General features: G+C 71.9%; 15 protein-coding genes. 4 read left to right on the forward strand and 11 right to left on the reverse strand.

Annotated elements, in window-relative coordinates:
• Positions 1-16: 16 nt before the first annotated feature.
• From ACSDG8_RS11825 to ACSDG8_RS11865, 9 genes are all read right to left on the reverse strand, one after another.
• A complete protein-coding gene (locus ACSDG8_RS11825) occupies positions 17-1,105 on the reverse strand; it encodes a hypothetical protein (protein ID WP_439427869.1) in 1,089 nt (362 codons plus the stop codon).
• On the reverse strand, positions 1,102-2,445 hold the full coding sequence (locus ACSDG8_RS11830) for a hypothetical protein (protein ID WP_307856271.1): 1,344 nt from the start codon (positions 2,443-2,445) through the stop codon (positions 1,102-1,104). The genes ACSDG8_RS11825 and ACSDG8_RS11830 overlap by 4 nt, the downstream gene beginning before the upstream one ends.
• Positions 2,446-2,462: 17 nt before the next feature.
• Positions 2,463-2,768, reverse strand: a complete 306-nt coding sequence (locus ACSDG8_RS11835; protein ID WP_184682507.1) for a DUF6403 family protein — start codon at positions 2,766-2,768, stop codon at positions 2,463-2,465.
• Between the two features lie 47 nt (positions 2,769-2,815).
• Positions 2,816-3,049 carry a hypothetical protein gene (locus ACSDG8_RS11840; RefSeq protein WP_073830753.1) on the reverse strand — a complete coding sequence of 78 codons (234 nt, stop codon included), beginning with the start codon at positions 3,047-3,049 and terminating at the stop codon, positions 2,816-2,818.
• Positions 3,050-3,124: 75 nt separating this feature from the next.
• Positions 3,125-4,417 (reverse strand): AAA family ATPase, encoded by a 1,293-nt coding sequence (locus ACSDG8_RS11845; RefSeq protein ID WP_210943193.1) that lies wholly within the window; start codon positions 4,415-4,417, stop codon positions 3,125-3,127.
• A 60-nt stretch (positions 4,418-4,477) separates the two neighbouring features.
• Positions 4,478-4,858 (reverse strand): GIY-YIG nuclease family protein, encoded by a 381-nt coding sequence (locus ACSDG8_RS11850; protein ID WP_210943192.1) that lies wholly within the window; start codon positions 4,856-4,858, stop codon positions 4,478-4,480.
• Positions 4,859-4,876: 18 nt separating this feature from the next.
• Positions 4,877-5,131: a hypothetical protein gene (locus tag ACSDG8_RS11855; RefSeq protein ID WP_210943191.1), complete on the reverse strand. Its 255-nt coding sequence runs from the start codon at positions 5,129-5,131 to the stop codon at positions 4,877-4,879.
• The gene (locus ACSDG8_RS11860; RefSeq protein ID WP_210943190.1) at positions 5,124-5,366 is read right to left on the reverse strand and encodes a DivIVA domain-containing protein; all 243 of its coding nucleotides are present in this window, start codon (positions 5,364-5,366) and stop codon (positions 5,124-5,126) included. The genes ACSDG8_RS11855 and ACSDG8_RS11860 overlap by 8 nt, the downstream gene beginning before the upstream one ends.
• Positions 5,363-5,593: a hypothetical protein gene (locus ACSDG8_RS11865; protein WP_210943189.1), complete on the reverse strand. Its 231-nt coding sequence runs from the start codon at positions 5,591-5,593 to the stop codon at positions 5,363-5,365. Before ACSDG8_RS11865 ends, ACSDG8_RS11860 begins: the two co-directional genes overlap by 4 nt.
• A gap of 243 nt (positions 5,594-5,836) precedes the next feature.
• Here ACSDG8_RS11865 and ACSDG8_RS11870 point away from each other — a divergent pair, with 243 nt between their 5' ends.
• The 4 genes from ACSDG8_RS11870 (at position 5,837) to ACSDG8_RS11885 (ending at position 11,398) form a co-directional block, all read left to right on the forward strand.
• Positions 5,837-6,844 (forward strand): DUF5919 domain-containing protein, encoded by a 1,008-nt coding sequence (locus tag ACSDG8_RS11870; protein ID WP_439427870.1) that lies wholly within the window; start codon positions 5,837-5,839, stop codon positions 6,842-6,844.
• Positions 6,841-7,644 carry an inositol monophosphatase family protein gene (locus ACSDG8_RS11875; RefSeq protein ID WP_210943187.1) on the forward strand — a complete coding sequence of 268 codons (804 nt, stop codon included), beginning with the start codon at positions 6,841-6,843 and terminating at the stop codon, positions 7,642-7,644. The genes ACSDG8_RS11870 and ACSDG8_RS11875 overlap by 4 nt, the downstream gene beginning before the upstream one ends.
• Before the next feature lie 95 nt (positions 7,645-7,739).
• Complete coding sequence (locus tag ACSDG8_RS11880) at positions 7,740-8,243, forward strand: GNAT family N-acetyltransferase (protein ID WP_307856270.1); 504 nt, start codon at positions 7,740-7,742, stop codon at positions 8,241-8,243.
• 80 nt (positions 8,244-8,323) lie between these two features.
• Positions 8,324-11,398, forward strand: a complete 3,075-nt coding sequence (locus ACSDG8_RS11885) for a DUF3427 domain-containing protein (protein WP_210943185.1) — start codon at positions 8,324-8,326, stop codon at positions 11,396-11,398.
• A gap of 25 nt (positions 11,399-11,423) precedes the next feature.
• Here ACSDG8_RS11885 and ACSDG8_RS11890 read toward each other — a convergent pair whose 3' ends face one another.
• Complete coding sequence (locus ACSDG8_RS11890; RefSeq protein WP_210943184.1) at positions 11,424-11,897, reverse strand: hypothetical protein; 474 nt, start codon at positions 11,895-11,897, stop codon at positions 11,424-11,426.
• Complete coding sequence (locus ACSDG8_RS11895) at positions 11,894-12,436, reverse strand: DUF1772 domain-containing protein (protein ID WP_247688388.1); 543 nt, start codon at positions 12,434-12,436, stop codon at positions 11,894-11,896. Before ACSDG8_RS11895 ends, ACSDG8_RS11890 begins: the two co-directional genes overlap by 4 nt.
• Between the last annotated feature and the right edge of the window lie 52 nt (positions 12,437-12,488).

Consider the following 12,488-nt stretch of genomic DNA (forward strand, 5'->3'; position numbering starts at 1 on the left):
CGACGGGGTCGGCGGGTCACCGCCGGCCCCGTCCGCGCGCCCGGCCCTTCCCCGGCGTGCCGGCCGCCGTCCGGCCGGGCCGCCCGGTCGCGGTCCTGTCCGGCCGCCCGCCCGGCGGCTTGTCCGGCTTGCGGCCACCTGCGCGATCCGCGCCCCGGCCGGAAGCGGCGTCGTCGGCGAGAGCCGCCGCGCGGCGGTTCAGCTCCTCGACCCGCTCCCGGAGCCGGCGCAGCGCCTCGGCGTCGTCGTCCACCTCGGACACCTCGTCGAGCAGGCCGACGTAGTCGGCTGCCAGCCGCCGGTGCGCCGGGGCGGCCGGCCCGGCGTACCCGTCCAGGTCGATGATCTGCTGGGCGAGCACCGCGGTGGCGGCGCCGAGCGCGGCCCGTTCGTCGGCGCGCGCGTCCCGCCCGGCCCGGCGCGCGTCCGCCAGGCGACCGGCCCGGCGACCGCCGAACCAGAGCACCGCGGCGCCGGCCACCACGCCGGTCACCGCGCCACCGGCCAGGAGATACCGCGGCAGCGACGGGCTGATGGTACGAGCCCCGTCCGGCACCAGACCGGCCCGGACCAGCCGGTCGTAGTTGAGCACGATCACCTTCAGCGCCTCGACCGGCCGGTCCACGAACGCGTCGGCGCCCCGGCCGATGGTGGTCTCGGCGACCATCGCCCGGCCGAGGTCCTTGGCGCCGTCGCCGCCGAGGCGGGAGCAGCCGTAGGTGTCCCAGTCCTCGCCGTCGCGGCTCATCGCCAGCACCAACGTGCCCTGGGCGGCGCGCTTGGTGTCGGCGCACGCCTCGCGCAGGTCGGCGCCCGGCTCCATGATCAGCACCACCAGCCGCCGGTTGCCGATGACCCGCTCGGCGGCGGCCCGGTCCAGGTCGACCCCGGGAGCGGCGTAGACCGACGAGCTGCGCACCTGCCGGGCGACCGGGCCGTCGAGGATGCCGCCGGACCACAGTGCCCAGCCGGCCAGCGCCAGGCAGGCGAGCGTCGCCCGCCCGAACGCGGTGCCGACCAGGCGGCCGAGCAGCCGGCGCGGACCGGTCGCCGCCGCGCCCCGCCGGGCGGGCACCCGCGCGGGCCGGGTCGCGACGCCGCTCACGACAGCCTCGCCCGCAGGTAGACGTCCGGCCGGTAGCCGGGCATCCGCACGTCCCGGGCCACGTCGTCCAGCTCGGCCGCCGCGTCGGCGAGCAGTTCGCGTACGTGCCGGTCGGGCAGCCCCTCGTCCAGCGCGTCCCGGGCCGCCCGCAACCGGCCCACGCCCCGCACCAGCGCCGGGTCGCTGCGGGCATCGGTGAGCAGCGACAGCTCCACTGCGAGCGCGGAGAGCCCGGCCAGCCGGGCCGGCGTACCGCCCGGACCGACGTCGGCCGGACGGCGACCGCTCCCCCGCACGGTACGGATCGACAGCACCACGAAACCGGCCACGCAGGCGGCGAAGATCCACGGCAACGCCGGCAGCGCCACCCGCAACGGGTCGAACGGCCGGTACGGCAGCGGACGGTCGAACAGCCCCGCGTACCGCACGTCGGTCACCTGGCCCAGGTACGTGCCGAGCACGTTCTGCTGCGGATAGGCGTACCGGCCGAGCCGGCTGCCGAACTGGGCGTAGAAGCTCGCGCCGGCCACCTCGGCGAACTCCGCAGCGCCCGGACCGTGGTACTCGATCCAGTCGCCGTACATCACCACGAGCGGCTGGTCCGGGGCGAGCCGGTGCAGTGCCGGCCCGTACGCGGGCAGCGGCTCCCCGTACGGCTGCGCGGGCAGCACCACGAACCAGGCCCCGTCCGGGAACGCGCTGCTCGCCGCCTTCTCCGGCAGCCGGGTCAGCGTGGTGCCGGAGCCCACGTACCGGCCGGTGGCGCGCAACGCGCTCACCATCGGGGCCAGCTCCGCGCCGGTCGGTTCCCGCCAGCGCAGGTCGTCGCGGTCCGGCGGGGTCGGCTGGTCGTGCAGCGTGGCCAGCAGCGTGAGCAGCGGGCCGGTCACGTCGCGGGTGGCGAACCGGGCCCGCCAACCCGGCAGGTCGTCCGGCGAGGCCACGTAGAGCCCGCCGCTGACCTCGGTGCCGACGATCCGGATCTCGGCGCTCTCCACGTCCTTGACCCGGCGGCGTTCCGCCTCGTCCAGACCCGGAGGGGCGACCAGGATCCGGGTGCCCCGGTCACCGATGGCCGCCCGTACCCGCTGCTCGTCCCAGCGCGCGACCGCCCCGGGCAGCCGTACCACCGGTTCGGCCGCGACCAGCGCCGTCATCTCCTCGACCGACGGCACGCTCGCGTCGCTCAACTCCCCGGCCGACCCCTCCTGCGGCAGCGCGCCCGCCGACGGGGACCGCCCGTAGCTGACCTCCACGCTCTGCCGTTGCGCCCCCAGGAACACCACGAGCACTGCCGCCGCGGCGGCGAGCAGCGACCAGCGCACCAGCTCCCGGCGCACCGGCAACCTCGGCGCGGTCACCGGCCGGCCCGCCACAGCTCGTCGGCCCGGCGCGCGTGCTCGGCCGCGGCGCGGGCCGCGTCGGCGCCGCCCCGCCCGGCGGCGAGCAGCTCGGCCCGGGCCAGCAGCCGCTCCGCCTCCGGCACCGCCGTCGGGGACGCGTCCCGGCTCACAGTGGCGTCGTGGATCGCCGCCCGCGCCGAGGACCAGGCAACGCGCCGGCCCTGCGCGCGGGCGCGTCGCCGGGGCAGCAACGCGGCGAGGAACCCGGCCGCCAGGGCCACCACACCCCCACCCAGCCAGGGCAGCACGCTCGCGGTCATGATCCATGTCTAACGCACCGCCGCCAGCGGCGCGCGCCGAGGTACGCCTACGACGACGAATAGCCCTCGTTGAACCCGTCGATGAACCCGCCCGCGAACCCGGACGCGACACAGCCGGCACAGCACAGGATCACCAGCAGCGCCGGCACGGCCACCCACAGTGCGATCGCCCACCTGTTCGTCCGCTGTTCCGGCTGCGGCGCGTACGCCTGCGGCGGGTACTGCGGCGGCGGATACTGCTGCTGGTACGGATCCTGCTGATACGGGTCGTGAGGGTACATCCGGCCATCGTGCCCACCGCCCTCGACCGCCGGAAGATCCGAACGGTTTGCCCGACATGCCGCGACGGCCCCCCGTCACGCCCGGTGCGCGTCCAGGTGGGTCAGCACCGTCTGGTTGGCCTCCCAGCCGTCCGGGAACTTCACCGGCACGTCCAGGTGCACCCGCTCGGTCGACGGGTACGCGTCGAGCAGCTCACCGATCCCGGCCCGGGCCACCACCACGCAGGCGTGCCGGTGCCGCGACGCCAGCACGCACAGCCGCCCCGACTCCAGGTGGAACGCGGTCGCGTCCCGTCGGCCGGAGAGCGGGTGCAGCACAATCGTCACGTCGTACTCCCGGCCCTGGAGCCGGTTGGCGGTGTCCACGGTGATGCCCGCCCCGGCCGTGCCCAGCCGGGACCGGATGGCCGCGACCTGGTCGCGGTGCGCGGCCCCGACGGCGATCCGGTCCGCGGTGACCGGCGCGCCGGCCGGCGCGGCCTCACTCACCGCGACCGCGCCGCGCGCCAGCACCCGCAGCGCCAGCTCCGCGCAGGCCGCGGCGGCCTCCCCGTCGGTACGCACGGTGTGCCGGGCCGGCAGCTCGTGCAACGCCCAGCCGGTCGCGGCGGCCACCTCCACCGAGGCGTCGTAGGCGTCACCCGGGCCCGGCTCGGTGAACGTCAGCACCCGGTCGGCCGGTCCGGTGCCGGCGCGGAACCCGGTGAACGGGTAGAACGCCGCCGACACCACGGGCGCGGCCGAGTCGGGCAGCCGCCACGACACCGGCAGTCGGTGCACCGGCAGCTCCGGGTTGTGCCGCAGCAGCGTGGCCACCGCCGACTGCATCGGATCCCAGGTCAGCCCGGTCCAGCGGAACGTCTCCACTGTGGAAAACGGATCGAGCTGCCCCGGGTCGCCGACGAACAGCGCCCGCTCGAACCGCCCCGCCACGCGCAGCAGCGCGTCAGCGCGCATCTGGTACGCCTCGTCCACGATCGCCCACGGCCAGCTCCCCTCGGTGACGGTGGCCCACTTGGCCGCCGTACCGATGGTCACCGCCGGCCCGCCCAGGTCGGCGACCTTCGCCGCGACCCGCACCGCCGGATGCCCGGTGACCCGCTCGGTGGGCCGGTAGTCGGTCGCGGAGAGCCGCCCGACGCGCAGCGCCGGTGCCTTGCGGCCGAGCCGGTCGATGAGATCGTCGACCTGCTCGTTGGTCTGCGCCACGATCATCAGCGGGTCACCGGTGGCGGCGATCTCGACAGCGGCGCGGACCACGAGGGTGGATTTCCCGGCGCCCGGCGGCGAGTCCACGACGACGCCGCGGTGCGCCCTCTCCCGGAGGTCCCGCAGTACCCGCTGAACCACCTGCTCCGCTTCGTGCAAGGAAGGGCCCCCTTTTAACGTCTCCGGTAGAGGCGGGGCCCCTTCTTAACACGTGCCGCCTCAGCGAGCCTTCGGCACCTGCCGGTTGAAGCGGGGACGCAACGCCAGGACCAGCGCGTCCTTCGTACCCTCGGGGTGGTCGGTCTCCAGCCAGCGGACCTCGCGCCGCCCCAGCCACCCGGCGATGTCGTCGCGGGTCGCGGCGCGGCCGGGCGTGTCGAGGAGATGGCCGACCTGATCGTGCAGCACCGACGAGTCGCGGTTGCCGGTGAGGTGCTGCCGCAGCCGGGAGCGCAGGTTGCGGGTGTAGCCGACGTAGATCACCACGCCGCCGTCGAGCACCAGGTGCACGCCGGGCGCGGCCGGCGCGTCGGCGACGACCGCCATCGTGTACGGCCGGGGCGACGTGAACGCCGCAAGCAGTTCTTCGGTGTCGAGCACGCCGGGACGGTACCGGCGTCAGCGCAGCTCCGTCGCCCCGCACGACCCGCCGTGACCATCCCGCCGCCCACAGCGCCCGCCCTCGGGCAACCGATGGTCGCACCAGACCCGGTGCCGCATGTGCTGTGCATCCTCCTCGCTGAGCGTGGTCTCGCCGAAGTCCACCACGTCGACGTGCCCGAGCGAGCGGGCGAGCGCGGCGGCCAGCCCGGCGGCGGCGTCCTGGCTGGTCAACGTGGTCGGCAGGTGGATGATCCAGCGCGGTTCAGGCATCGTGGCCGCGTCGCCGGCAGCCGTTGTGGCGGGACTGCCACTGCCGCAGCGCCTGGCGGACCCGCTCCGACTCGGTCCGTGCGGTGGCCAGTTCGCGGTGCAGCCGGTCCAGCTCGTCGGCGACCCGGCCCAGGTAGTCGCGCACCTGCACGGGGTCCAGTCCGCGCCAGCGAGTGTCGAAGGCTGCACTGCGCACCTGGTACGCCTGCACCCGCTCCCCGGTCACGTAGATCACGACGCCACCGCCGCGGCTGCCACGGCCTCGTCGGGCAATCCGGCCGCGGCGAGCGTCGCCCTCCCCCACCGGGCCAGCCGGCAGGGGTACGGAACACGCTCGCTGCGGCACAGCGGTCCCTGCGGCCAGTGCTCGGGCACGTGGACGCGCACGGCCAGCGCGGCGACGAGCAGGTCCTCGTCGGTGACCGGGGTGAGGACGGGGAAGTCGGCGAGTACGGCGGACATCGGCGGGCGCCTCCAGGGTCGGGTCTCGTGGAGTGGCACCGAGGCGGGCGGGGACGGCGGGAGCCGCGATCGGGGGACGCGGTGCCACCGGAGCCCAGCACCCGCCCCGGGCCATGCGTCCAGCCTCGTCAACCCTGTCCTTGCACAACATGACTACTCACTGCACCACAGTGGTAACTGCACTGCACCGATGCGCACTACGCTGCCTCAGGTCTGAACTTCGCGTGATCGAGGACGGCACGAATGACGACTGTGCAGAGGTGGACAGGCCGAGAGACGCGGGCCTTGCGGCAGGCCCTGCGGCTGAGCATCCGTGACTTCTCCGCGCACCTCGGCGTCGCCGAGCGAACCGTCTCGAAGTGGGAAGCCGCACTGGACGCGGCTTGTCCCCGGCCGGAGATGCAGGCCGCCCTCGACACCGCACTCGGAGCGGCAGGGGAGGACGTTCGCAGCCGCTTTGCCTCAACCTGCCGGAACGACGCGGGGCGCGTGGTCGCGGCAAAGGCCACCTCCGATCTCGCAGCAGCGGCGCGGCGACGCATGACAGACGCCCGGAACGCTGCCGGGCTGTCGCCAGATGCCTTCGCTCGCCTGCTCGGCACCGTCCTCGGGTGGAGCCCAACGGCCGAACGCGTCGTCGGCTGGGAGACGACTGAAACACCGCCGGGAGACGTCCTCTTGGCGCTTGACGTGTTGCTCGGTCCGACGGCCGACAACCTGGCCGGCCTGATCGCGGTCTATCCGAGCCGATCTCAGCTCACCGCTCACCTGCCCGCAGACCGTCTCCTAGACGGCGCGCGTCGCGTCCGAGCGATCGGGTTGTCTCTCAACATGCTCTGCCAGGACTACGCGGACCGTCACTGGCAAACGCTCCTGGCAGGCGGCACCCACGCACGGTGCCTGTTCTTGGATCCAGCGGGGACGGCGATCCAGGCGCGCGAGGCGGAGGAGGGATTCGTCTCCGGGCAGCTCGCGGCGCTCACCAAACTCAACGTGGAGACATTGCTGCGAGTCCGTGAGCGCTTACCCGGCGAGCTCCAGACTCGCATGGAGTTGGCCACCTATGACGAGACTCTTCGCTTCAACATCGTGCTCGTGGATGATCAGTGCGTGGCGCAGCCCTACCTGACCGACAGTCGAGGGGTGGATTCACCCGCCTTCGTCATCCGGCAGAGCACGGACCAGGCCGGGCTGTATCAGGTGTTCGAGCAGTTCTTCGAATCGCGTTGGCAGCGCGGGAAAGCGCTGTGAGCACCTACCAGGACCTCCTGCCCGTCGCAATCGAAGCCGTCAGCCGAGCTGCTCTCGCGATGCGGCAGGGATCTCCCGGGGCACTCACCCTCAAGGGCGATCGGGACGTCGCCTCCGACCTCGACTTCGCTATCGAGCGGGAGGTCCGTACCTTTCTGGCAGCGGAGACGCCCGAATTCGGCTTTCTCGGCGAGGAGGAAGGGAACTCGGGCCCAGCCGAGCTCCGGTGGGTGCTCGACCCCATCGACGGCACCGCGAATTTCCTCCGTCGCCTGCCGATGTGCGCCGTCTCGCTCGCACTCGTGCATCGCGAGAATCCGGTGCTCGGCGTGATCGAGCTTCCGTTCCTGGGCTCGCTATACACCGCCGTGGAAAGCTGCGGCGCCCAGGCCAACGGGCAGCGGATAACGGTCAGCCGAGTCAACCTGCTGAAAGACGCGATTGTCGCCATCGGTGATTACGCCGTCGGAGCTGACGCCGAGACCAAGAACGCGTTGAGGCTGGCCTTGACTGCCCAGCTCGCTTCGCGGACTCAACGCGTACGCATGACAGGCAGCGCCGCCCTCGACCTTGCCTGGCTCGCCGAGGGAAGGCTGGACGCTGCGCTAACTCTCTCGAACCACATTTGGGACATGGCATCCGGTGTCATCATCGCGCGGGAGGCCGGGGCCACTGTGGTTGATCGCCGTGGCGTCGCCCACGACAGCACATCGCAGGAGACGCTGGCGGCGACTCCGCTGCTCATGCCGGCAATACTCGGCCTCTACCAAAGCGCAGCGGGCAACGCGACTGCCAACTGACGATTCCCGATGGAATCCTTGCTTCGTGCTAGACAACCTGCAACTTCGTCGCCACAGCCGCAGCGGCCGAAGGCTTGTTGGGCCAGCTTGTGGACGTGTATCTCGACGCGCACGCCGCCGATGGTCCTCGCTACACAGCCGAGCGGTACGAACAGCAGCTCGCCGCGCACGTCCCGCAGGAAGGCTGGGAGTTGGTGACGGCCCGAGTCGAGAACGAGCTGGTCGGCTACATCTACGGATTTCCCCTGGCCGCCGACACGCCGTGGTGGGACGGCATCCACGAACCGGTGCCGGACGGCTTCACGGACGAGGACGGGCGCCGAACTTTCGCAGTCTGCGAACTGCTGGTGCGGCGGTCGTGGCAACGCCGTGGCATTGCCCGAGCCCTCCACGACCGGCTGCTGAGTACCCGGCTAGAGGAACGCGCCACGCTGCTCGTGCGGCCCGACAACGCTGCTGCCCAACAGGCGTATGACTCCTGGGGATGGCAACCGGCCGGGTGGCTCCGGCCCACACGGGAGGGTGCACCACTGTTCGAGGTCCGCACCAGAGCGCCACTGATGGAGCAACGCGGCGGCCAGCACCCCGAGTGTCGATGATCCGACAGGCCGCGGGACAAAGCTCCTGACACCTACCGCACCGGCTTCCGCCCGGCGTTCATCGCGGCTAGCTTGCCCTCGTGGGGGATCTTGAACAGGGCATCTACGAGCACTTGATCACGGAAAAGCTGGCGACCCAGCTCCAGCACATCGATAACGCCCGCGTCCGAGACGAGAAGCTTGACCCGGCCGACGCGCACGACCTGCTGGCCCGGCACATCGCTGGCCTGGCCCGCCGAGCCCTCCTCGGCGTCGGCGGCGGGGACAACAAGCTGGCCCGGCAGGTCGACCTGGCGAACCGCATCGCCGCACACATCGCCGAGGCCGAACCCCGCGCCGTAACCGCCGACGACCAGGTGGCGGACGCCCAACGTCTGCTGCACGCCATCGCCGCGCCGCCCACCCCGCCGTCTGCGCCCGTCTTCCCGATCCGCCCCTCGACACCGCTCTCCACCGGCGCGCTCCTGGTCAACGGCCGGCACCAGCCGCGGATCGGCCACGAGGTCAGCCACGAGATGGCCTCGGCGGACGAGGTCGACCTGCTCTGCGCCTTCATCAAGTGGCACGGGCTGCGCATCATCGAGCCCGCGATCAGCGAGTTGATCGCCCGAGGTGGCCGGGTCCGCGTCATCACGACGACGTACATGGGGGCCACCGACCAGCGGGCGCTTGATCGGCTCGCGGAGCTGGGCGCCGAGATCAAGGTCTCCTACGAGACGCGGACCACCCGCCTGCACGCAAAGGCGTGGCTGTTCCGGCGCAACAACGGCACCACCACCGCGTACGTCGGCTCGTCGAACCTGTCCAAGGCCGCGCTTGTCGACGGCGTGGAATGGAACGTCCGCATCTCGAAGCTGGAGCAGCCGCACGTCATCGACACGTTCGAGGCGACGTTCGCCGACTACTGGCACGACTCGGCGTTCGAGCCGTACGACCCGGCAACCGACGCCGATCGTCTGCGCATTGCCTTACGTGGTGAACGCGCCGACGAGGCGCCGACCGAGATCGCGAACCTGGACGTGCGGCCGTTCCCGTACCAGCAGGAGGTTCTTAACGACCTCGACGCCGAGCGTCTGGTGCACGGCCGCTGGCGCAACCTGGTGGTGATGGCGACCGGCACCGGCAAGACCGTGGTGGCAGCGCTTGATTATCGCCGGCTCCAGCGGGCAGGGCACGTCGACTCGCTGCTCTTCGTCGCGCATCAAGAGCAGATCCTGCGGCAGAGCCGGTCGGTGTTTCGCCATGTCATGGGCGACGGCACGTTCGGCGAGACGCTTGTCGGCGGCGACCGGCCGCAGGGGTGGAAGCACGTCTTCGCGTCGATCCAGTCGCTGCACCGGCAGGAGATCGACCCCGAGGCGTACGACATGGTCATCGTCGACGAGTTCCACCACGCCGAGGCGGCCACGTACACGGCGTTGCTGGAACGCCTTCGGCCCCGCGTACTCCTGGGCTTAACCGCGACCCCCGACCGGAGTGACGGCGGCGACTTGCGCCGGTGGTTCGACGGCCGCGCATCGGTGGAGCTGCACCTGTGGGAAGCCCTCGAACGTCAGTTGCTAGCGCCGTTCCAATACTTCGGGGTGCACGACGACGTGGACCTGGCGCGAGTGCGGTGGAAGCGCGGGCAGGGGTACGACAAGGCCGAGCTGGACGGCGTCTACACCGGCAACCACGCTCGGGCGCGCCTCATCCTGCACGCGGTCCGGCGCATCGCTGATGTCGGGCGGATGCGCGCGCTCGGCTTCTGCGTGAGCATCGGGCACGCCGAATTCATGGCCGACTGGTTCACCCAGCACGGTGTGCCGGCGGCGGCCGTGACATCAACTGTCGGCCGCGCCGACCGACACGCGCTGATCGACCGCTTCCGCAAGCGCGAGCTGAGGGTGCTCTTCACCGTCGACCTGTTCAACGAGGGCGTCGACCTGCCAATGGTCGACACCATCCTCATGCTGCGTCCCACCGAGAGCGCCACGATCTTCCTTCAGCAGCTCGGCCGGGGTCTGCGGCTGGACGACGACAAGCCGTGCCTGACCGTGCTCGACTTCATCGGCGGCCAGCACGCGAACTTCCGCTTCGATCTGCGCTGGCGGGCACTTGCCGGGGTGAGCCGGCGGGCGGTCGAAGCCGCCGTCCGGGAGGACTTCCCCTCGCTACCCAGTGGCTGCCACATTGAGCTGGACCGGGTGGCGAAGGACATCGTCCTGCGTAATCTCAAGTCGGCGCTGCCGACGTCGAAGAACGCGCTGGTGGCGGACCTACGGCAACTCGGTGACGTCAGCCTGCCCACCTTCCTGCGCGAAACCGGTCTGAAGATCGAGGACGTCTACCGGTCGGCAAGCCTCGGCGGCTGGGCCGGGTTGCGGCGTCTCGCCGGCCTCGACCCGACCGAGGGCGGCCCGGACGACCGTGATCTGGGCCGGGCCATCAGCCGGATGCTGCACACCGACGATGTCGACCGGCTGGATCTGATCGCTCGGGTCGCCGCCGGCCAGCGCCCCACCCGCGGGCGACTGCTCGACATGCTGCATTTCAGCCTGTGGGGGCCATCGGTGCCGCTGGCTGAACGCGACGCCCGGCTCAAACGGCTATGGGCGGAACCGGCGCGCTGCGCGGAACTGCGGCAGGTCGCCGACGTACTGCGCGACCGCATCCACCGGGTCACCGAGCCACCCGCGTCGGGCCAGGTCCCGTTGCGGGTGCACGCCCGCTACAGCCGCAACGAGGCGTGCGCGGCCTTCGGGATGACCAACCCGGGCTCGCTGCGCGAGGGAGTGAAGTGGCTGCCGGACGAGAAGGCGGATCTGTTCTTCGTCACGCTCGTGAAGTCCGAGGAGCACTACTCCCCCACCACCATGTACGCCGACCGTGCCATCACCGACCGGCTGTTCCAGTGGGAGTCGCAGAGCACCACGTCGTCGGGCTCGGCCACCGGCCGGCGGTACGTCAACCACGTCGCACAGGGCTCGACCGTGCACCTGTTCGTCCGGGAAACCAAGATCGCCGACCGTGACCTTGGTGCTCCGCCGTACCTGTACGCGGGGCCGATGACATACCAGGAGCACAGCGGCGACCGGCCGATGCGCATCCTCTGGGAGCTGCGGCAACCGCTGCCCGCCGACATGTACGCCGCCGCTCGCGCCATCGCCGCCTGATCCAGGTTCTCGCCCGCTCGCCTGCTCAGGCGGCCGGGCGAGAACTACCGGCCTGCTCGCGACGTCGGGCCTGCGCGGGCAGCACCCGGCTCAACAGCACCGCCACCGCCCCGGCCACCACCCCCACCATCGTCCCGGTGACCAGGCTCGACATCACCGCCGCTCCCCGCAACAACGCCTCCCGCGCCCCCGGCGCCAGCCCGGCCAGCCCCGGCGCGTCCATCCCCAGCGACGAGTCCCAGAACACCTGGTGACCGACCGCCAGGAACACCCCGTACAGCGCCCCGACCACGACGAGCGTCAGGAACGGGCGCGGCGGTCGCCGCCACAGCACGGCGGCCACCCAGCACAACGGCGGCCCGACCGCCAGCAGCGCGGCCACGACCGTGCCCTCCGGCACCACGCCCAGGTCGTGCAGGGCCACGCGCGGGGCGGCCAGCGCTGCGAGCGCGACCAGCGCCGGCCAGGAGAACCCGAGGGTACGGCGGATCCCGCTCATCGCGCCCCCTCCGAAGAAGCCGAAGCCGAAGACGACGAACCCGAAGCCGGCACCGAACCCGAAGCCGAAGCCGACGCCGAACCGGGCGCCGTCGAGCGCACGAACTTCAGCAGCGCGACGAACGCCAGTACGGCCGTCACCGCACCTCCGGCGAAACGCACCCAGTGACCGGCGACGAACTCAGCGGCGACCTGCCGCAGGTACTCCGGCGAGTGGGTCCCCACCGGGTCCACGAACATGATCTCGTTGCGCGGCCAGAAGAAGACGGCGGAGAACAGGAACTCGCAGACGACGAAGACTACGGTTGCGCCGGCGATCCACCAGCGCAGCCGGCGGTCGCGCCAGGTGAGCAGGGTCGCGGCGACGCTGCTGAGGATCACCGACGCGCCGAGCGGCGGGAAGTAGTCGTGCGGGCCGCCGTGGACGAGGAACTCGCGGGCCCGGTCGAGCGAGGCGGGCGCGTCGTTGAAGACGTTCGGGTAGAGCATGACTGTCTCGGCGGCCACTCCGCCGAACGACATCATCGATGCCCAAACCATGGCAATAAGGGCGATCCAGGTCAGTCGTGTGCGTACCACGAGGGTTCTCCTC

The sequence above is a fragment of the Micromonospora sp. LA-10 genome (genome assembly GCF_051853095.1).
Lineage (GTDB): Bacteria > Actinomycetota > Actinomycetes > Mycobacteriales > Micromonosporaceae > Micromonospora > Micromonospora echinospora_A.

What these genes read in the sequence shown, in the direction of transcription:
- ACSDG8_RS11835 (WP_184682507.1), bottom strand. Translation starts at nt 2,768, where the DNA reads ATGACCGCGAGCGTGCTGCCCTGGCTGGGTGGGGGTGTGGTGGCCCTG.
- ACSDG8_RS11840 (WP_073830753.1), bottom strand. Translation starts at nt 3,049, where the DNA reads ATGTACCCTCACGACCCGTATCAGCAGGATCCGTACCAGCAGCAGTAT.
- ACSDG8_RS11855 (WP_210943191.1), bottom strand. Translation starts at nt 5,131, where the DNA reads ATGCCTGAACCGCGCTGGATCATCCACCTGCCGACCACGTTGACCAGC.
- ACSDG8_RS11865 (WP_210943189.1), bottom strand. Translation starts at nt 5,593, where the DNA reads ATGTCCGCCGTACTCGCCGACTTCCCCGTCCTCACCCCGGTCACCGAC.
- ACSDG8_RS11870 (WP_439427870.1), top strand. Translation starts at nt 5,837, where the DNA reads ATGACGACTGTGCAGAGGTGGACAGGCCGAGAGACGCGGGCCTTGCGG.
- ACSDG8_RS11890 (WP_210943184.1), bottom strand. Translation starts at nt 11,897, where the DNA reads ATGAGCGGGATCCGCCGTACCCTCGGGTTCTCCTGGCCGGCGCTGGTC.
- ACSDG8_RS11895 (WP_247688388.1), bottom strand. Translation starts at nt 12,436, where the DNA reads ATGGTTTGGGCATCGATGATGTCGTTCGGCGGAGTGGCCGCCGAGACA.